This window comes from Pseudomonas corrugata (assembly GCF_050920615.1).
GTDB lineage: Bacteria > Pseudomonadota > Gammaproteobacteria > Pseudomonadales > Pseudomonadaceae > Aquipseudomonas > Aquipseudomonas corrugata.
The window spans coordinates 3413848-3428198 of record NZ_CP130434.1 but is presented as its reverse complement, the minus strand read 5'-3'; the positions used below and the strand labels follow the sequence as shown (position 1 = coordinate 3428198).

Below are 14351 nucleotides of genomic sequence, written 5' to 3'. Positions count from 1 at the left end.
GATCGGCAGACTCCGCATAAAAATTGCTCCCGGCATTGAGCACGTACGGTACGCTGATAGGTATACCGACTATCCGGCGTTGATCTGATCGCTCGTTCCCCCGTGCGTTCCGGAGGCAGCTGCTATCGGCTCACCCTGCTCCACAAACTCCGCACTCCCCCAACACAATACTCTTCGCCTCCAAAAACCCTTCCAAACCAAACACCCCAAACTCCCGCCCAACCCCAGACTGCTTGACCCCGCCAAACGGGGCCAGCAGCTCCGGTGTGATTCTGTTGATCAGCACCGAGCCCGCCTGCAGCCGGCTCGCCAGGCTTCGGGCGCGGTCCGATTTTCGGGAAAACACGTAGGCCTGCAGGCCGTAGAGGCTGGCATTGGCGATGTCGATCGCCTGCTCTTGCGAGTCATAAGCGATGATCGACAGCACCGGGCCGAAAATCTCCTCTTGTGCAATATCCATGTCATTGCTGACGTCGGCAAATACGGTGGGCCTGACGAAATAGCCTTGGTCAAAACCAGCCGGCCTGCCCTCACCGCCAATGACCAGCGTTGCACCTTGCGCCTGTCCGCGGCGGATGTAGCCCTGCACGCGGTCGAACTGGGCCTGGTTGACCAGCGGTCCAATGACGGTGGACGGGTCCTGCGGATGGCCGACGACCATCGCCTCGACCAGGCTTTTCACCCGTTCAATGACTTCTTTGGCCTGCGTGCGCGGTACGAGCAGGCGCGTGCCAGCGACGCAGGCCTGGCCGTTGTTCATGAACGCCGCGTTCAAGGCAAGGGGAATGGCCGTGTCGAGGTCGGCGTCATCCAGGACGATAGAGGCCGACTTCCCGGTGAGCGACAGGTTTACGCGTTTCATGGTCTCGATACCGGCACGAGCGATCAGCTTTCCGGTGGCGGTGGACCCGGTGAATGAAATCTTGGCGACCTGTGGGTTGGTGCTGATTTCATCACCGACGTCACTGCCGCGTCCCAGCAAAATGTTGAAAATGCCTTTCGGCAAACCGGCGCCATGCAATGCGCGGGCAAGCACGTCGGTCTGCAAGGGACTCAACTCGCTCGGCTTGATGACCGACGCACAACCGGCGGCGATGGCCGATGCCAGTTTGCTGCAGATCGTTCCGGCGGTGCTGTTCCAGGGGGCGATCAGTGCCGATACGCCGACTGGTTCCATCACCACGGTGGCGTCGCCAATCGAGCGAACCAGTTCGTAGTCCTTCAATACCTGCGCCGCGTTGGCGAATGACTGCGAAGCATAACCACTGACCCATTGGGCACGGGCGAGCGGCGCGCCGTACTCCTCGATGGCGGTATCGCGGATCTCGTTCGTGCTCGCCAGCACGGCGGCCTGCAAGCGTTCGAGCATCTCGATACGCTCAGCCTTGGAGGTACGATTCATCGCGGCTTGCGCACGGGCCGCCGCAGCGATGGCGCGGCGGGCGTCATCGCGATCAGCCAAGGTGACCGTTCCGATGACCGCCTCGGTCGCCGGGTTGATGCATACCACCGTTTCATTTCCATGGACAGGAACGAAGGCTCCATCGATGTAACTGTGATCGATTTTCCACATCGCGGCGTACCTGATTGATTGCGGTTTTTACGAGATGAAGCGCCAACGCCCGGGATGCCCAGGCGTGCGCAATGGCAGCGCTGCGGTTCAACCCGGCATGGACTCGCGGCTGAAGGCTTGCACCTCTTGCACCAGACCCTGTGCAGCCAGCATCACCAGTTGCCGGCCTTTCTCCGCAGAAGCTTGCGCCGGGTCTGACCCCATGCGGCCATCTGGATGACGGGCGCGGAAATCGGCCGCCTCCCGGATCGGGCCCCAGTTGGCGATCTGTGGCGAGTAATCCGCCGATTTGATGGCGTGGGGATAGGCCCACTGGGTCACGGCGATTTCCGACGGCGTCGCATGGACACCGTGACCGGTGGGGAACTGCTCCCGCGCCAGCTCATTGACCCCTTCCAGGTCCCACCAATTGCAGAGCTTCAAGGCGAAACCCGCCGGACGCCGGGCAAAACTCGCCTCGGCGTAGAGCTCCGAGAACGCCGCTTCAATGGAGGCGATATTGCCGCCGTGGCCGTTGAGGAACAGTATCTTTTCAAACCCGTGGGCAGCCAGCGAACGTACCCAGTCACCGATGGCGGCGATGAACGTCGAAGGCCTGAGCGAGATCGTTCCCGGGAACCCGAGGTGATGCTGCGCCATGCCGATGTTGAAGGTCGGGGCAATCAGAATGTCTGCGGCCTGCTGCGCCTGATGGGCGATGATTTCGGGGCACATCCAGTCCGTCCCCAGCAAGCCGGTAGGCCCGTGCTGCTCGTTGGAGCCGATCGGGATGACCACGGTACGGCTGCGTTGGAGGAATGTTTCGATTTCGGCCCAGGTGGATAGATGTAAAAGCATCTGCGTTCTCTCTTTGGAAAGGTTCCTTGCGGAACACGATGGATGTGAAGTTCAAAGCGCCTGTTCAATCTGCACGGGATTCAAGACCCGGTCGCGACGCGCCAGCGGCTTGCTCGCGATGATCACCAGCGCGGCGCAGAGAAACACGCAACCGACCGCGACGATGCCAGGGTTCATGCTCGCCGTTGATGTCTTCGCCCAACCGATCACCGCTGGCCCCCAGAAACCGCCGCACAGGCCGATGGTGTTGATCAGGGCGATGCCACCCGCCGCCGCTTCGCCTTTGATCAACTCGGAGGGCATCGCCCACAAGACCGTGTAGGCCATGAACATCATGGCGATCGCCAGCGTCAGCAGAACCATTGATAGCATCAGGTTCCCATCGGCAGAAGGATACAGAAGTATCAGTACCGCCCCGACGGCCGCCGGGACCGCACAGTGGTAGCGACGCTCGCCGAAGCGGTCGGAGCGACGTCCGATCCAGTACATGCCAGCGCCCGCTGCCACGTAGGGGATGGCGGCGAACCAGCCCAGCTGCATCATGTCGTGGACGCCTTGGGCCTTGAGGATTGCCGGCAGCCAGAAGCTCATGGCGTAGATCGAGAAGATGATGCAGAAGTAAGCGCTCGCCAGGAGGTAGATCCGGCGATCGCGCAACACCGCCCGGAACGAATGCGCACCGCCTGGGGCAGTTCCCAGCTCACGCTGCAGCAGTTGCTTTTCCTCGCTGCTCAGCCAACGAGCCTCGGCCGGGTGGTTGCACAGGTAGAAATAGGCAAACACACCGAGCAGGACGCAGGGCAAGCCTTCGATCAGGAACATCCATTGCCACCCGGCAAGCCCTCCCACGCCTTCGAACGTGGTAATCAACCAGGCCGAAAGCGGCCCCCCGATAATGCCGCCAGCGGGGCCGGCGATGAATACGATCGCGATGGCCCGGGCCATGCGCTTGGGGCCGTACCAGCAGGACAGGTAATAGATCATCCCCGGGGCGAAACCGGCTTCGAAGACTCCTAGCAGAAAGCGCATGGCGTAGAACATCGGCACGTTGCGCACGAACAGCATGCAGGCCGAGGTGATGCCCCATAACACCAGGATGCGACTGAAGGTCTTTCGCGCCCCCACCCGGGGCAGCATCAGGTTGCTGGGCAGTTCGAACAGCACATAGCCCAGGAAGAACACCCCTGCCCCGACACCATAAGCGGCGTCGGACAGCCCGAGGTCGTTTTGCATCTGCAACTTGGCGAAGCCGACATTGATGCGGTCCAGGTAGGCGAAAACGTAGCAAACGAACAGGAGTGGCAACAGGCGCCAATTGAGCTTGCGGTACAAGGTTGAAAGGGCTGCGCTAGGTACCGGATTCACGATGGTCGACATGGGCGTCTCCAATTTTCTTGTTGCTCTGATGTGTCGAAGATGTTGCGCCGACGGCCTCAATAGCAGCAAGAGCAACTATGTTCGTGTAACGTTGCTCTATGGGCAACGCAGATTCGAAAGGACACCAGCCATGCGCGAGATCAACCAGCAACGCTTGCGGTATTTTCATGAAGTGCTGACCCACGGATCGATCCGTGGCGCAGCGGACAGCATCAACACCTCCCCCTCGGTGATCACCCGTCAGATCAAGTTGCTGGAAGAGGAATTGGGCGCCAGGCTGTTCGAGCGCCAGGCCCGTGGGGTCCAGCCCACCGAGGCAGCCGCGCACCTGCTGGAGTTCTGGCGCGGCTATCGATCACATCAAGAGAAGCTCGAAGATCAGCTCCAGGCCATCAAGGGGCTGCAACAGGGACACGTGCGGGTGGTCATCAGCGAAGGTTACGTCGATACCCTGGTGGACCACGTGCTCGCACCGTTCTGTAAACAGTATCCCAAGCTCGACGTCAGGCTGGACATACTGCCCGTGGACGATGTCCTGAACGAAATCGCGGAAAATCGCGCACACATCGGCCTGGCCTACAACCCGCCTCCCCACGTTCACATCGATTACCGCGCGACGTCCCGGCAGCCCGTCATGCTGCTGGTTCGCCCGGACCATCCGCTGGCCTTGAAAGGGACAATGGCAACCGTCGCTGACTTGCTCGACTGCCCACTGGTGCTGACGCCGCCGACCTTCGGTATAGGCCACGCGCTGAAGATGCTCGAGTACGCCGAGAAAATCGAGATCCGTCCGGCGCTGGTCAGCAACTCCTTGGCCGCCCTCAAGCGCCTTGTCGCCAGCGGCGAGTTTGCCTCGCTATTGGGCGAAGTGGCGGCCTATCGGGAGATTGCGCAAGGCAGCCTCGCGGTGGTGGCCGTCGATCATCCACTGTTCCAAGGGGTGGAGGCGAAACTGCTGGTGAAGTCCGGACGGGCGCTGGCGGCCCCTGCCCAAGAATTGCTGAACTGGATGTTGCAGCGGTTGCCGATGTTTGCGTCCGGCAACCCTGCACAAGAACCCGGTTCAGTCGTTTGAAACCTGCGACTCGGCCCCGGCGAGCCTGAACTCCGACCGCACCGCCTGGACGATACCGCTGATGACATCCGCCACCAGCAACTGCCCCTTCTCTGCGCTCGACCCCAGCGCGGATGACAGCACGCCGCTGGCCGGCACCCATTCGGTTCGGGTCGGGTACATGTCGTAGACCGGGAACTCGGCCGGGCCGTGATCGGGGATTTGGTCCAGGCACACCAGCTCCGGGTGGTAATGCAGCATCATCGACGTCTCGATGACTGCTGCGTGCTCTAATGCGATGCCAGGAAAGCCGTTCGGAAAGACCTTGTCGAGGGTCTGTGACTTCACGAACTCCCAGTGCTCCAGGCGCATGACCTCCAGTCCGGCCTCCGGGCCGATATCGCGCATCGCCAGCTCGATACCTTCGGTCACGAACCATTGGTTTTCATAGTGACCGATCACCAGGACCAGGCGCTTCACGCCATGGCGATGAAACTCACGCACGGCATCGCGGACCATGGCGATCAGCGTCGCGCCATCCACGCTGGTGGTGCCGCAGAAGTGCTGCCCGCCTCCACACTTGGGCTGGGATTTATAGCCGTAGGACAAGGCCGGGGCGACCACACCGTCGATCTCCCGTGCCACGTCTTCACTGATTGCACTGGCGAGCAAGGCGTCAGTACCCAAGGGCAGATGGGGCCCGTGCTGCTCTGTGGCGCCGATAGGCAGCAAGACCACTGCGCCTGATCGCACTCGGCGCTCATAGTCCACCCAACTGATGTTATCCATCCGGACAGGGTTCATGGTTCTACTCCTGTGTCGTTGCAAAGCGGCCAAGCCTGGACGCTAGGCTCTGTACCTAGTGGCGCCCAGGCGAAACCTGGTGATGCCGTGCGGGCTTATGCCCGTGGCGGATACCAGGACTCCGGCTCCGGATAATCCCAATCGTCAGGAAAGGCGTAGGTTTCGAAGACCGTGGTGGTGTCGGCCTCGGTGCCGAAGAACGCGAAATGATTCACACCCATCCAGGAGCCGGACTGCACGCATTTGAAACCGCGCCGCTGCAATTCAGCGATACGTTCCTCGAACGGAATGTTGTTGCAGTCATAGGCAACGTGCTGGATCCCTTCGCCGTGTTTTTCCAGGAAGTCGGCGAAAATCGTCGGCCCGGACACCGGCTCCATCAGCTCCCAGACCATGTTTCCGGATTGGGCGAAGCAGACTTTCAGCACAAAATCGGCCGGTTCACCGTGGTACGTCTGGTTCTGGGTGTTCTCCGGGCTGAAGGTGTACACCCGCCATGGACCAATCCCCAGCTTGAGCAAGCCGTCCATGGTGCGTTTGTGGTCCCGGGTCACGATCGCGATCTCCACGACGTTGCCCAGGAACGCATCGATCTCGGCGCCGCCGCTCAGCGCAGCCAGCACATTGGTTTGTTCAAGATGAGACATTTGCAATAACCTCTTTAATGATGAATCGTTGCACAGCGCTTACTTGGCCATCACTGACGAGCGAATAACTTCGGTGGGGCGCGAACGGTGCAATACGTAATAAATACCGCCGCCCACGCCAAACCCGGCCAACCAGGACAAATCAATTCCACCCAATGCCATCGCAAGAGGACCTTGCAGCGATTGAATGGTGCCTACCTGGAATAACCAGGCCGCCAACACCCCGACCGCCAGTGCAAATACCCCTCTCCAGTTCACATCGGTGCAGTTGCTTTCCGAGTGATGGCAGTAGAGCGACTTCAAATCGACCTGGCCCCGGCGAATCAGGAAAAAATCGACCAGGGTGATACCCGCCCACGGACTGATCCACACCACGAAAAACACCATCAGGTTTTCAAAGGCGTGGACAAACTCGCCGGATTGCAGGAACAGATAGAGGATGAACAGCGCCACCAGGCCCGAGACCGTTGAAACCACCCAGCGTGGGACGCGCAGGTCCAGGGACAAGGTGGCCAGCGCTGCCGAGTAGATGACCACGATGTTGGTGGCCACCGGACCATGAAGCAGCACCAGGAGGACCGGCAACGCCATGGTGCCGAAGACCGCAATGATCAATTGTGCCGGGTCCGAGCCGGCACCCGCGGAGGCAATCGCCGCGCCGAGGAAAGCCAGCCATACGGTGGGCAGGAACATGCCGAGGAACGTCGAGCGGAACACCTGCCCATCGGACAGTTTGCGCTGGGTGAAGCGGGTGTAGTCCGAAGCGTATACCAGCCACGAAATGCCCCAACCGATCCCGATCGCCGTCATGAGACTGCTCATGGCCGAGAGCTTGCCGATGCCCTCGACGGTCGAACGCTGCCACTGGATATCCACGTGTGTGAAGGCCAGACCGGTCATTACCACCATGATCAGCAGGATCACCGGCATCGTGTAGCGCTCGAAGCACTTGATTGCGTTGAAACCCCAGGCGGCGATCCCGACCTGCACGATCATGACGACCAGGGCAATGCCGTACTTGAGCTCCATGCCACCACTGATGCCGATTCGTTCCAGGGCGGCCACCGCAAGGTCCAGCACGATCCATGTGTTGGTCGCCACCCAGCCCATCGGCATCAGCACTTGCATGAGGGTCGGGAGGTAGGCACCGCGTCGGCCAAACGCCAGCCGGGACAGCACCATCTGCGGCACTCCCGTGCGGTGTCCCATGATGCAGATGCCGCCGAACAAGGCGGCGCCCAACAGGTTGCCGACCACGATGACCAGCAGGGTTTCGATCAGGCTCAGGCCCAGCTGGATACCGATGGCACCCAATACCCAGTTGATCGGAGCCACGTTCGCCCCTGCCCAGATCCAGAACTGGTCCAGGGGTGTAGAAGTGCGATGACTATCGGGCACGGGCTCGACACCGAGTGCATCATAGTTAGCCTCGTTGATTAAGCTGTTTTCAGATTCGCGACGCGTTGACATTATTATTTTCCTCGCTGACCGGCGACCACCTGTATCGCCCGGATTCATTAAAGCGAGGTCCGCAAATTTAAGTAATTGACGATAACTAAAGCGTCCTTTAGAAAACTTGCCGTCTTGAGTTTTCCTTAAGCGCGCAAGACTTCCAGGCATGAAACTAGCCTTTCAGGGCTGAAAATAACGTCTTTTCAAAACAGTCCGAGCAAGAATATTCACTTGTTGAGTTTTATTTGATGTCGTTCAAATAAATATCAATAGTCGAACAACTGAACCCCATGGCCAACTTGTCTCCGTCACTGAGGTATTTCCACCTCGGTATTAACAGGAAACATGACATGACCACCCTTCTTCACATTGACGCCAGCGCACGATCCGACCGCTCACTGAGCCGTAAACTGTCCCAGGCCTTTGTCGAGGCGTGGCGTGAGCGCGATGCCAACACCCAGGTCATCACCCGTGACATCGGCCGCAACCCACCTCCTTTCGTGACCGAAGCCTGGATTGCCGCGGTCTTCACCCCCGAAGAGCAGATGACGCCGCAAAAACGTGAGCAAATCCGCCTCTCGGACGAACTGATCGATGAGCTCGACCGCGCCGACGTCATCGTCATCGGCACCCCGATGTACAACTACGGGATGCCCGCCGCGCTCAAGTCCTGGTTTGACAAGGTGATCCGAATCGGCAAAACCTTCACCTTCGACCTGGAGCGTGGCGACTACCCACTGGAACCGATCATGAGCGGCAAGAAACTGGTCATCCTGTCGTCCCGAGGCGAATTCGGGTTTGGCCCGGGTGGCGTTCGCGAGAACATGAACCACCTGGACACGCACATCCAGACGTGCGCGCACTACCTGGGCGTGAATGAAACCCATGTGATTTCCATCGACTACCAGGAGTTTGCCGACGCTCGCCATGAAGCCTCCATCGCCAATGCCTTCGACGCCGTTCCGGTGCTGGTCCGGCAGATGATCGAGCAAAGACAACACCAGGTGTCGCTGGCTTGAGCGTCCAGCACCGTCGCCTATTCGACAAGGGAGAACACATGATCACCATGTTGCAAACCGCCGAGCGATTGAGGCAAGGCCTGACGACACCCGATGAGTTGGTCGCCTGCGCATTGGCCGCGGCGAAAGAAGCGCAGCCGGTGTTCATCTCCCTGCTGGAGCAACGCGCCCTCGACGCCGCCCGCGCGTCGACCCGGCGCTGGCAACAAGGCACCCCGTTGAGCGCTTTCGACGGCATTCCCTACGCGGTCAAAGACCTGCTGGACGTTGCCGGCAGCCGGACGACGGCCGGCTCCATCACGCGGGTCGACGCTGAGATCGCCGTCGAGGATGCGGCAGTCATCGCCGCCCTCACCGCGCAGGGCATGATCCCGCTGGGGAAAACCAACCTCGCGGAGTTCGCTTATTCCGGCCTGGGCCTGAACCCGCATTTCGGGACACCGGCCTCAGCTGTCGTGGTCGATGAAACCCGCGTGCCCGGCGGCTCCTCCTCCGGTTCGGCCATCGCGGTTCAACGGGGCATCGTCACCAGCGCCATTGGCACGGACACCGCCGGCTCGATTCGCGTCCCGGCGGCGTTCAATGGTGTGGTCGGCTACAAGGCCTCGACAGGCCGATACAGCCAGCAAGGCGTTCACCCCCTCGCTGTCACGCTCGACAGCCTGGGCGCCTTCGCCCACAGCGTGGCTGACTGCGCCGCGCTGGACAGGGCGATGCGCGGGATCAACGACGGGGGCTGCCCGGCTGCGAGGCTTTCGGACCTGCGCCTTGTAGTCGACGAAGGTGTGTTGTCCGACCCGGCGCTGCAACCAGCGGTACGGCAGAACCTTGTCGCCACGATGGAACGGCTGCGCGCCGCCGGGACCCAGGTTGAGTATCGAACGGTTGCCGCCGTTGCCCAAACCCGTGAACTGATTGCCCGTTCGGTCTGGTTGGGCGCGATAGAAGCCTGGCGTCTACTGGGCCCGATCGTGGAAAGCCCGCAAGGCGTCCGGATGGACAGACGCGTGTGCGCGCGCCTGCGTGCGGCCAAGGACATCGACTCGGCCACCGAGGCCAGGATCCGACAGTCACGTGAAGCACTGATGGCGGCCATCGAGGATGAGCTCGACGGCGCCTTGCTGGTGATGCCGACGGTCAAGCATGTCGCCCCGCCCATGGCGCCCCTGGAGCAGGACGACGCGCTGTTCGCGGCGGTCAATCTGGAGACCTTGTCACTCACTATGATCGGCAGCCTGCTGGACATGCCGGGGGTCGCCCTCCCATCCGGCCAGGACAGCCTCGGGCTTGCCACTTCAGTGCTGTTCTCGACGACCCGGGGTCGCGATGACCCACTGCTCAGCGCATGCCTGGCCATAGAGTCGGCCATGCTCGCGGATGGCCTCAGGTGGTGAGTAACCGTTGATGTCCCGCCAGGTCATTGAGGGCATTGCCCCTGAATGACCTGGCCTCGTCCAGGAGCCATTCCCTGAACAGCGCCAGGCTACGTCGTGGGTGGCCATGGCTGTTTTCAATCAGGTGATAGGTGAAGCCCGCCAAGGTCGGTCCTTCTAGCCGCCGGATCCGCCCCGAACGCAACTCATCATCAATCAGCACATCGCTGCACAGCAAGGGCCCCAGGCCCCGCTCCAGCGCATGCAGCGCCAGGGTTTCCTCGCTGTACCAGGAGATTCGCAAATCACCCGAGGTATCGCGTTTGACCCCGGCCAGCCAGGCCGACCACGAGGGGGCTTCGAGTGCCTGGTTCTTCCATTTGAACGCCAGCAGCGGTCGATTAGGGAAATCGTTGATCGTTGCGTTGTGTTCCAGTGGGCAAATGCGCTTGTCCGCGACCGCGATGAACCGGTCTTCGAACAACACCGGCCCGCGCACTTCGGCATCGACCGGTCCATATCGGATCGCCAGGTCGACGGTCTCAGCACGCAAATCCACGACTTTTTCCGAGGCGTGGATGGACACCACGATGTTCGGATAAATCTCGTTGAACTTCGCCAGACGCGGCATGAGCCAACGTTCGGCGAAGGCCCGTGTGGTGGACACGTGGATGGCATCGCCCTCCTTTGCCCCGCCCAACAAGGCAAACGCCTGGGCAATCTGGTCGAAGCCCTCGCGCAGCAACGGATAGATCGCCTTCCCGGCAGGCGTGAGGGTCACCATTCGGCCTCTTTCCAGGAGCTTTTGCCCCAAGCCTTCTTCCAATTGGCGCACTTGATGGCTGACCGCGGCGACCGTCACCGAGAGCTCGTTCGCCGCGGCAGAAAAACTCTGGTGCCGTGCGACCGCCTCAAACGCGCGCACGGAATTCAGAGGGGGGATTTTGCGCATGGTTTTCTCCGGGCACCCGACGGGGTGCTTGCGACGTATTCAGTATCCTGCTGGCGAGCAACAGGTGCCAGCAGGTTGGCGATCCGTCAGAGGATGCGGTAATGGACGTCCTGGGGCCGCATGCCGTTTACCGCCGTCACGTCCTGAGGGCAGGCGGACAGCACCACAATAGCGTCCATTTCCGCTTTGAGGCAGACATATTGTCCTGGCTTGCTGACAGGCTCGGCAAACTCGATGCGTCCATCTTCGTGCACCGGGACGTTCATGAAGAGGTTCAAGGGGCTCGGCGTATCAGGCGCCAACAGACCGATGGCCTCCAGGGCCAGGAAGAGGTTTTCGTTGCAGCTGGCGTGATGGCCGACGACGCCCAGTTGAACATAGCGGGTCGGGTCACAGGCGGCGACCAGGGTGTCGTGGATGCCCGGCGTCGTGTCCTCGACCAGCGTCAGGATCCTGCGACGCTTGTTGGTCAGCAAGCTGTCGCCTTCCCGTGGGTTGAGTTTCAACCAGAAGGGACGACTGTGCTCCATCGACATGGCTTCCTGCAGGTCGCCCGGGTTGAAGGCCCAGGTGTCCACCACCTGTTTACCATGGGTGTTGACCACCTGGAGGGTCTGCCCCTGCTTCAACCGTAGCGCTACACCCTGCCGCGCTGGCAGGAGAAGCCGCTCACCGGGGGGCATCGAAGTCATCGTGTTCATGTCGCGGTTTTCCTCTGCGCTGATGGGCCTGCTATCAAGGAAAACACGGAAGAAAACCTCAAACCAATAATATAAAGTGGCTTCAGTATAAGTTGGATCTATAGGTCAACCCATGCGAATCCGTCAGCTCGAGTGCTTCAGAACCTTGATGATTCACGGCACGATGACCCGCGCTGCGGAGCTCTTGAATATTTCCCAGCCGGCGATCAGCAGCACCATCGCCAACCTGGAACATGAAACTGGCCTCAAACTGTTCGTGCGCAAGGGCGGTCGCCTGCAACCTACCCCTGAAGCCCGGCTGTTCTTCATCGAGGCGGAACGGGCGCTGGAGGCCGTGGAGAAAACCCAACGCATCGCCAAGGAAATCCGCACGGGCAAGCGCGGTCATCTGGCGATCGCCGCCTACGCCAGCATCTCGATCAGTTTGCTGCCACGCCTGATGGCCGAATTCGCCAGGGAGCGCCCGGGCCTGGAGCTCAAGGTCATCACCCGCAACTCCCAGTCCGTTCGTGAGTTGATCACGACGCAGCAATTCGACCTGGCCATTGCCGAGCTGCCGCTCGACTATCCGACGTCCCGCATGGAGGTGATTGCCTATGAATGCCAGTGCATGATGCCTGCCGATCACCCGCTGGCAGCATTGGACATGATTACCCCGGCGGAGCTGGATGGCGTGCCGTTCGTTTCGCTGTTCAAGGGCGACCCCCTCTACCAGCAACTGGCAATGGCGTTTTCGGCGTACGGGTCATCCTGGAACGTGGTGGCCGAGACAGAGTTCTTTGCGACAGCATGCGAACTGGTCCGCTCCGGAATGGGCGTCGGTATGGTCGATCCGGTGGTCAGCCGTCCCTTCGCCCGCGACCTGGTCCTGAAACCCTTCAAGCCCGCCATCAAGTACGAGATTGCCTTGCTGCTGCCTACCCAGGAAGAACCTTCGCAACTGGCCCTTGAGTTTATACGCTTCCTGAAGCAGCACCTGTGACCTCCTAGAGCTTGTGGCTCCCCAATGCCAGATACCGCTCCGGGGCGCTCTTGCGCAGTCGAGCCGCCAGGAACACTCCAGCCAGCAAAGCTGCGGGAATAATCGCGCAGAGGCCATAGGACAAGGTCTGGCTGGCGCCTGTCAGCACATCGAAATGCAGCACCGCGATGATCAGGACCGCCAACAGGACCAGGCAGGATAGCGCGGGAAAGATCCCCCCACGCCAGAGTCCGAGCCTCAGCTCGGGGTGGCTGCGGGAAAAGGCAAATACCGCGGCGGACGTGAGCGCCATCAGCAAGATCACGCACAGCGTGGCCAGGTTGGACAGCCAGGCAAACAACTGCAGGATCGGATCGGCATCCATGGCGGCGAAAATCAGCACCACCACCGCAGAAATCAAGCTCTGCAAGACAGAGCCCATATGGGGACTCTGGTGGACCCGATGAGTCGTTCCCAGTTGGCGCGGCAACAGCCCGTCGCGTCCGATGGCGTAGAAGTAACGGGCGGCGGCGTTATGAAAGGCAAGCAACCCGGCATAGATACTGACCATGAACAGCACCCGGATAATCTGGGTCAGGTGCGGGCCGACAAAGTGATCGGACATGCCGTAGATAAAGGTCGTGGGATCCTGCAGGGCCTGCAGCATCGGCACGATCTTGTCCGCGCCCACCCCCACCACCATCGACCAGACCGACAGCGCATAAAACCCGCCGATCAGCAGTACCGAGCAGTAGGTGGCAATCGGAATCGTCCGTTGCGGGTTCCTGGCTTCTTCGCCATAGATGGTCGTGGCCTCGAAACCGATGAACGCGGCGAAGCAGAACAGCAGGCCGATCGACGGCGTGCCGCTGAACACGTGGCTGCGATCGAACGCGTCGAGATTGACGCCACTGTCGCCGCCCGTGCTGAGGATGGCGAAGTCCAGGCTCAGGATCGCCAGGTACTCGGCAATCACGATGACCGACAGCACCCGGGCCGAGAGATCGATCTTGCGATACCCCAGGATCGCGACGCTGGCCATTGCCATCAACGAATAAGCCCACCAGGGCAGTTCCAGGCCAAACACGCTGGCCATGGTGCCGCTGACCACGCCGCCGAACATGCCGTACAACCCCACCTGAAGGATGTTGTAGGCAAACATCGCCAACACCCCTGCCGCACCACCCGCCAGGCCACCCAGGCCACGGGAGGTGAACGCGTAGAAACCACCGGCATTGGTGACGTGCCGGGACATGGTGGTGTAGCCCACCGAGAACATCAACAACACCAGCAAGGCCAGGATCAGCAACGCCGGTGTACCGGCGCCGTTACCCAGCATGATGCCAATGGGGAAGCCACCGGCGATGACACTCAGCGGGCTCGCCGCCGACACCACGAAGAAAATGATGAAGCCGACACCCAAGGCACCACGCTTGAGCTCCGTGGAGCTGTTGACCGGGAGAGATACACTCATGTGCTTGACCTTATTGTATGAGGCAGTCGCTGTGGGATCGATGCAGTCATCCGTTCACCGGCACCGAATGGCTTATTGTTCTTGTTGCACGCCGGGTTCGATCCTATGCCTGCCCATCAACGTCCCA

General features: G+C 60.9%; 13 protein-coding genes. 4 read left to right on the top strand and 9 right to left on the bottom strand.

What is annotated here, in order from left to right:
• Positions 1–130 precede the first annotated feature (130 nt).
• From QZH45_RS15430 to QZH45_RS15420, 3 genes are all read right to left on the bottom strand, one after another.
• Positions 131–1573, bottom strand: a complete 1443-nt coding sequence (locus tag QZH45_RS15430) for an aldehyde dehydrogenase family protein (RefSeq protein ID WP_055134957.1) — start codon at positions 1571–1573, stop codon at positions 131–133.
• An 87-nt stretch (positions 1574–1660) separates the two neighbouring features.
• The gene (locus QZH45_RS15425; protein ID WP_024777268.1) at positions 1661–2410 is read right to left on the bottom strand and encodes a creatininase family protein; all 750 of its coding nucleotides are present in this window, start codon (positions 2408–2410) and stop codon (positions 1661–1663) included.
• Between the two features lie 51 nt (positions 2411–2461).
• Complete coding sequence (locus tag QZH45_RS15420; protein ID WP_053193937.1) at positions 2462–3787, bottom strand: MFS transporter; 1326 nt, start codon at positions 3785–3787, stop codon at positions 2462–2464.
• Between the two features lie 130 nt (positions 3788–3917).
• Between QZH45_RS15420 and QZH45_RS15415 the strand changes: the two genes are divergently transcribed.
• Positions 3918–4862, top strand: a complete 945-nt coding sequence (locus QZH45_RS15415) for a LysR family transcriptional regulator (protein ID WP_055134956.1) — start codon at positions 3918–3920, stop codon at positions 4860–4862.
• On the opposite strand, the gene QZH45_RS15410 is transcribed toward QZH45_RS15415, so the two are convergent.
• From QZH45_RS15410 to QZH45_RS15400, 3 genes are all read right to left on the bottom strand, one after another.
• Positions 4851–5645: a creatininase gene (locus tag QZH45_RS15410; RefSeq protein WP_055134955.1), complete on the bottom strand. Its 795-nt coding sequence runs from the start codon at positions 5643–5645 to the stop codon at positions 4851–4853. The genes QZH45_RS15415 and QZH45_RS15410 overlap by 12 nt on opposite strands.
• A gap of 95 nt (positions 5646–5740) precedes the next feature.
• Entirely contained in the window at positions 5741–6292 is a 552-nt protein-coding gene (locus QZH45_RS15405) for a VOC family protein (RefSeq protein WP_053193933.1), read from the bottom strand.
• Between the two features lie 39 nt (positions 6293–6331).
• On the bottom strand, positions 6332–7690 hold the full coding sequence (locus QZH45_RS15400) for a purine-cytosine permease family protein (RefSeq protein ID WP_231995031.1): 1359 nt from the start codon (positions 7688–7690) through the stop codon (positions 6332–6334).
• Between the two features lie 404 nt (positions 7691–8094).
• Between QZH45_RS15400 and QZH45_RS15395 the strand changes: the two genes are divergently transcribed.
• Positions 8095–8763, top strand: coding sequence for an FMN-dependent NADH-azoreductase (locus tag QZH45_RS15395; RefSeq protein WP_053193929.1), 669 nt, complete (start codon positions 8095–8097; stop codon positions 8761–8763).
• Positions 8764–8801: 38 nt separating this feature from the next.
• On the top strand, positions 8802–10157 hold the full coding sequence (locus QZH45_RS15390; RefSeq protein WP_081325341.1) for an amidase family protein: 1356 nt from the start codon (positions 8802–8804) through the stop codon (positions 10155–10157).
• Here the strand turns inward: QZH45_RS15390 and QZH45_RS15385 are convergent.
• Both QZH45_RS15385 and QZH45_RS15380 read right to left on the bottom strand, forming a co-directional pair.
• On the bottom strand, positions 10147–11088 hold the full coding sequence (locus QZH45_RS15385) for a LysR substrate-binding domain-containing protein (RefSeq protein ID WP_055134954.1): 942 nt from the start codon (positions 11086–11088) through the stop codon (positions 10147–10149). The genes QZH45_RS15390 and QZH45_RS15385 overlap by 11 nt on opposite strands.
• 86 nt (positions 11089–11174) lie before the next feature.
• Complete coding sequence (locus QZH45_RS15380; RefSeq protein WP_055134953.1) at positions 11175–11789, bottom strand: DUF1989 domain-containing protein; 615 nt, start codon at positions 11787–11789, stop codon at positions 11175–11177.
• A 112-nt stretch (positions 11790–11901) separates the two neighbouring features.
• On the opposite strand from QZH45_RS15380, the gene QZH45_RS15375 reads away from it, so the two are divergent.
• Positions 11902–12771 (top strand): LysR substrate-binding domain-containing protein, encoded by an 870-nt coding sequence (locus QZH45_RS15375; RefSeq protein ID WP_055134952.1) that lies wholly within the window; start codon positions 11902–11904, stop codon positions 12769–12771.
• 4 nt (positions 12772–12775) lie between these two features.
• On the opposite strand, the gene QZH45_RS15370 is transcribed toward QZH45_RS15375, so the two are convergent.
• Positions 12776–14224 (bottom strand): APC family permease, encoded by a 1449-nt coding sequence (locus QZH45_RS15370; protein ID WP_024777278.1) that lies wholly within the window; start codon positions 14222–14224, stop codon positions 12776–12778.
• Between the last annotated feature and the right edge of the window lie 127 nt (positions 14225–14351).

Excerpts from the sequence above, each read along its gene's own strand:
- QZH45_RS15410 (WP_055134955.1), bottom strand. The coding sequence starts at position 5,645 with ATGAACCCTGTCCGGATGGATAACATCAGTTGGGTGGACTATGAGCGC.
- QZH45_RS15425 (WP_024777268.1), bottom strand. The coding sequence starts at position 2,410 with ATGCTTTTACATCTATCCACCTGGGCCGAAATCGAAACATTCCTCCAA.
- QZH45_RS15405 (WP_053193933.1), bottom strand. The coding sequence starts at position 6,292 with ATGTCTCATCTTGAACAAACCAATGTGCTGGCTGCGCTGAGCGGCGGC.
- QZH45_RS15430 (WP_055134957.1), bottom strand. The coding sequence starts at position 1,573 with ATGTGGAAAATCGATCACAGTTACATCGATGGAGCCTTCGTTCCTGTC.
- QZH45_RS15420 (WP_053193937.1), bottom strand. The coding sequence starts at position 3,787 with ATGTCGACCATCGTGAATCCGGTACCTAGCGCAGCCCTTTCAACCTTG.
- QZH45_RS15375 (WP_055134952.1), top strand. The coding sequence starts at position 11,902 with ATGCGAATCCGTCAGCTCGAGTGCTTCAGAACCTTGATGATTCACGGC.
- QZH45_RS15370 (WP_024777278.1), bottom strand. The coding sequence starts at position 14,224 with ATGAGTGTATCTCTCCCGGTCAACAGCTCCACGGAGCTCAAGCGTGGT.
- QZH45_RS15415 (WP_055134956.1), top strand. The coding sequence starts at position 3,918 with ATGCGCGAGATCAACCAGCAACGCTTGCGGTATTTTCATGAAGTGCTG.
- QZH45_RS15390 (WP_081325341.1), top strand. The coding sequence starts at position 8,802 with ATGATCACCATGTTGCAAACCGCCGAGCGATTGAGGCAAGGCCTGACG.
- QZH45_RS15385 (WP_055134954.1), bottom strand. The coding sequence starts at position 11,088 with ATGCGCAAAATCCCCCCTCTGAATTCCGTGCGCGCGTTTGAGGCGGTC.
- QZH45_RS15380 (WP_055134953.1), bottom strand. The coding sequence starts at position 11,789 with ATGAACACGATGACTTCGATGCCCCCCGGTGAGCGGCTTCTCCTGCCA.
- QZH45_RS15395 (WP_053193929.1), top strand. The coding sequence starts at position 8,095 with ATGACCACCCTTCTTCACATTGACGCCAGCGCACGATCCGACCGCTCA.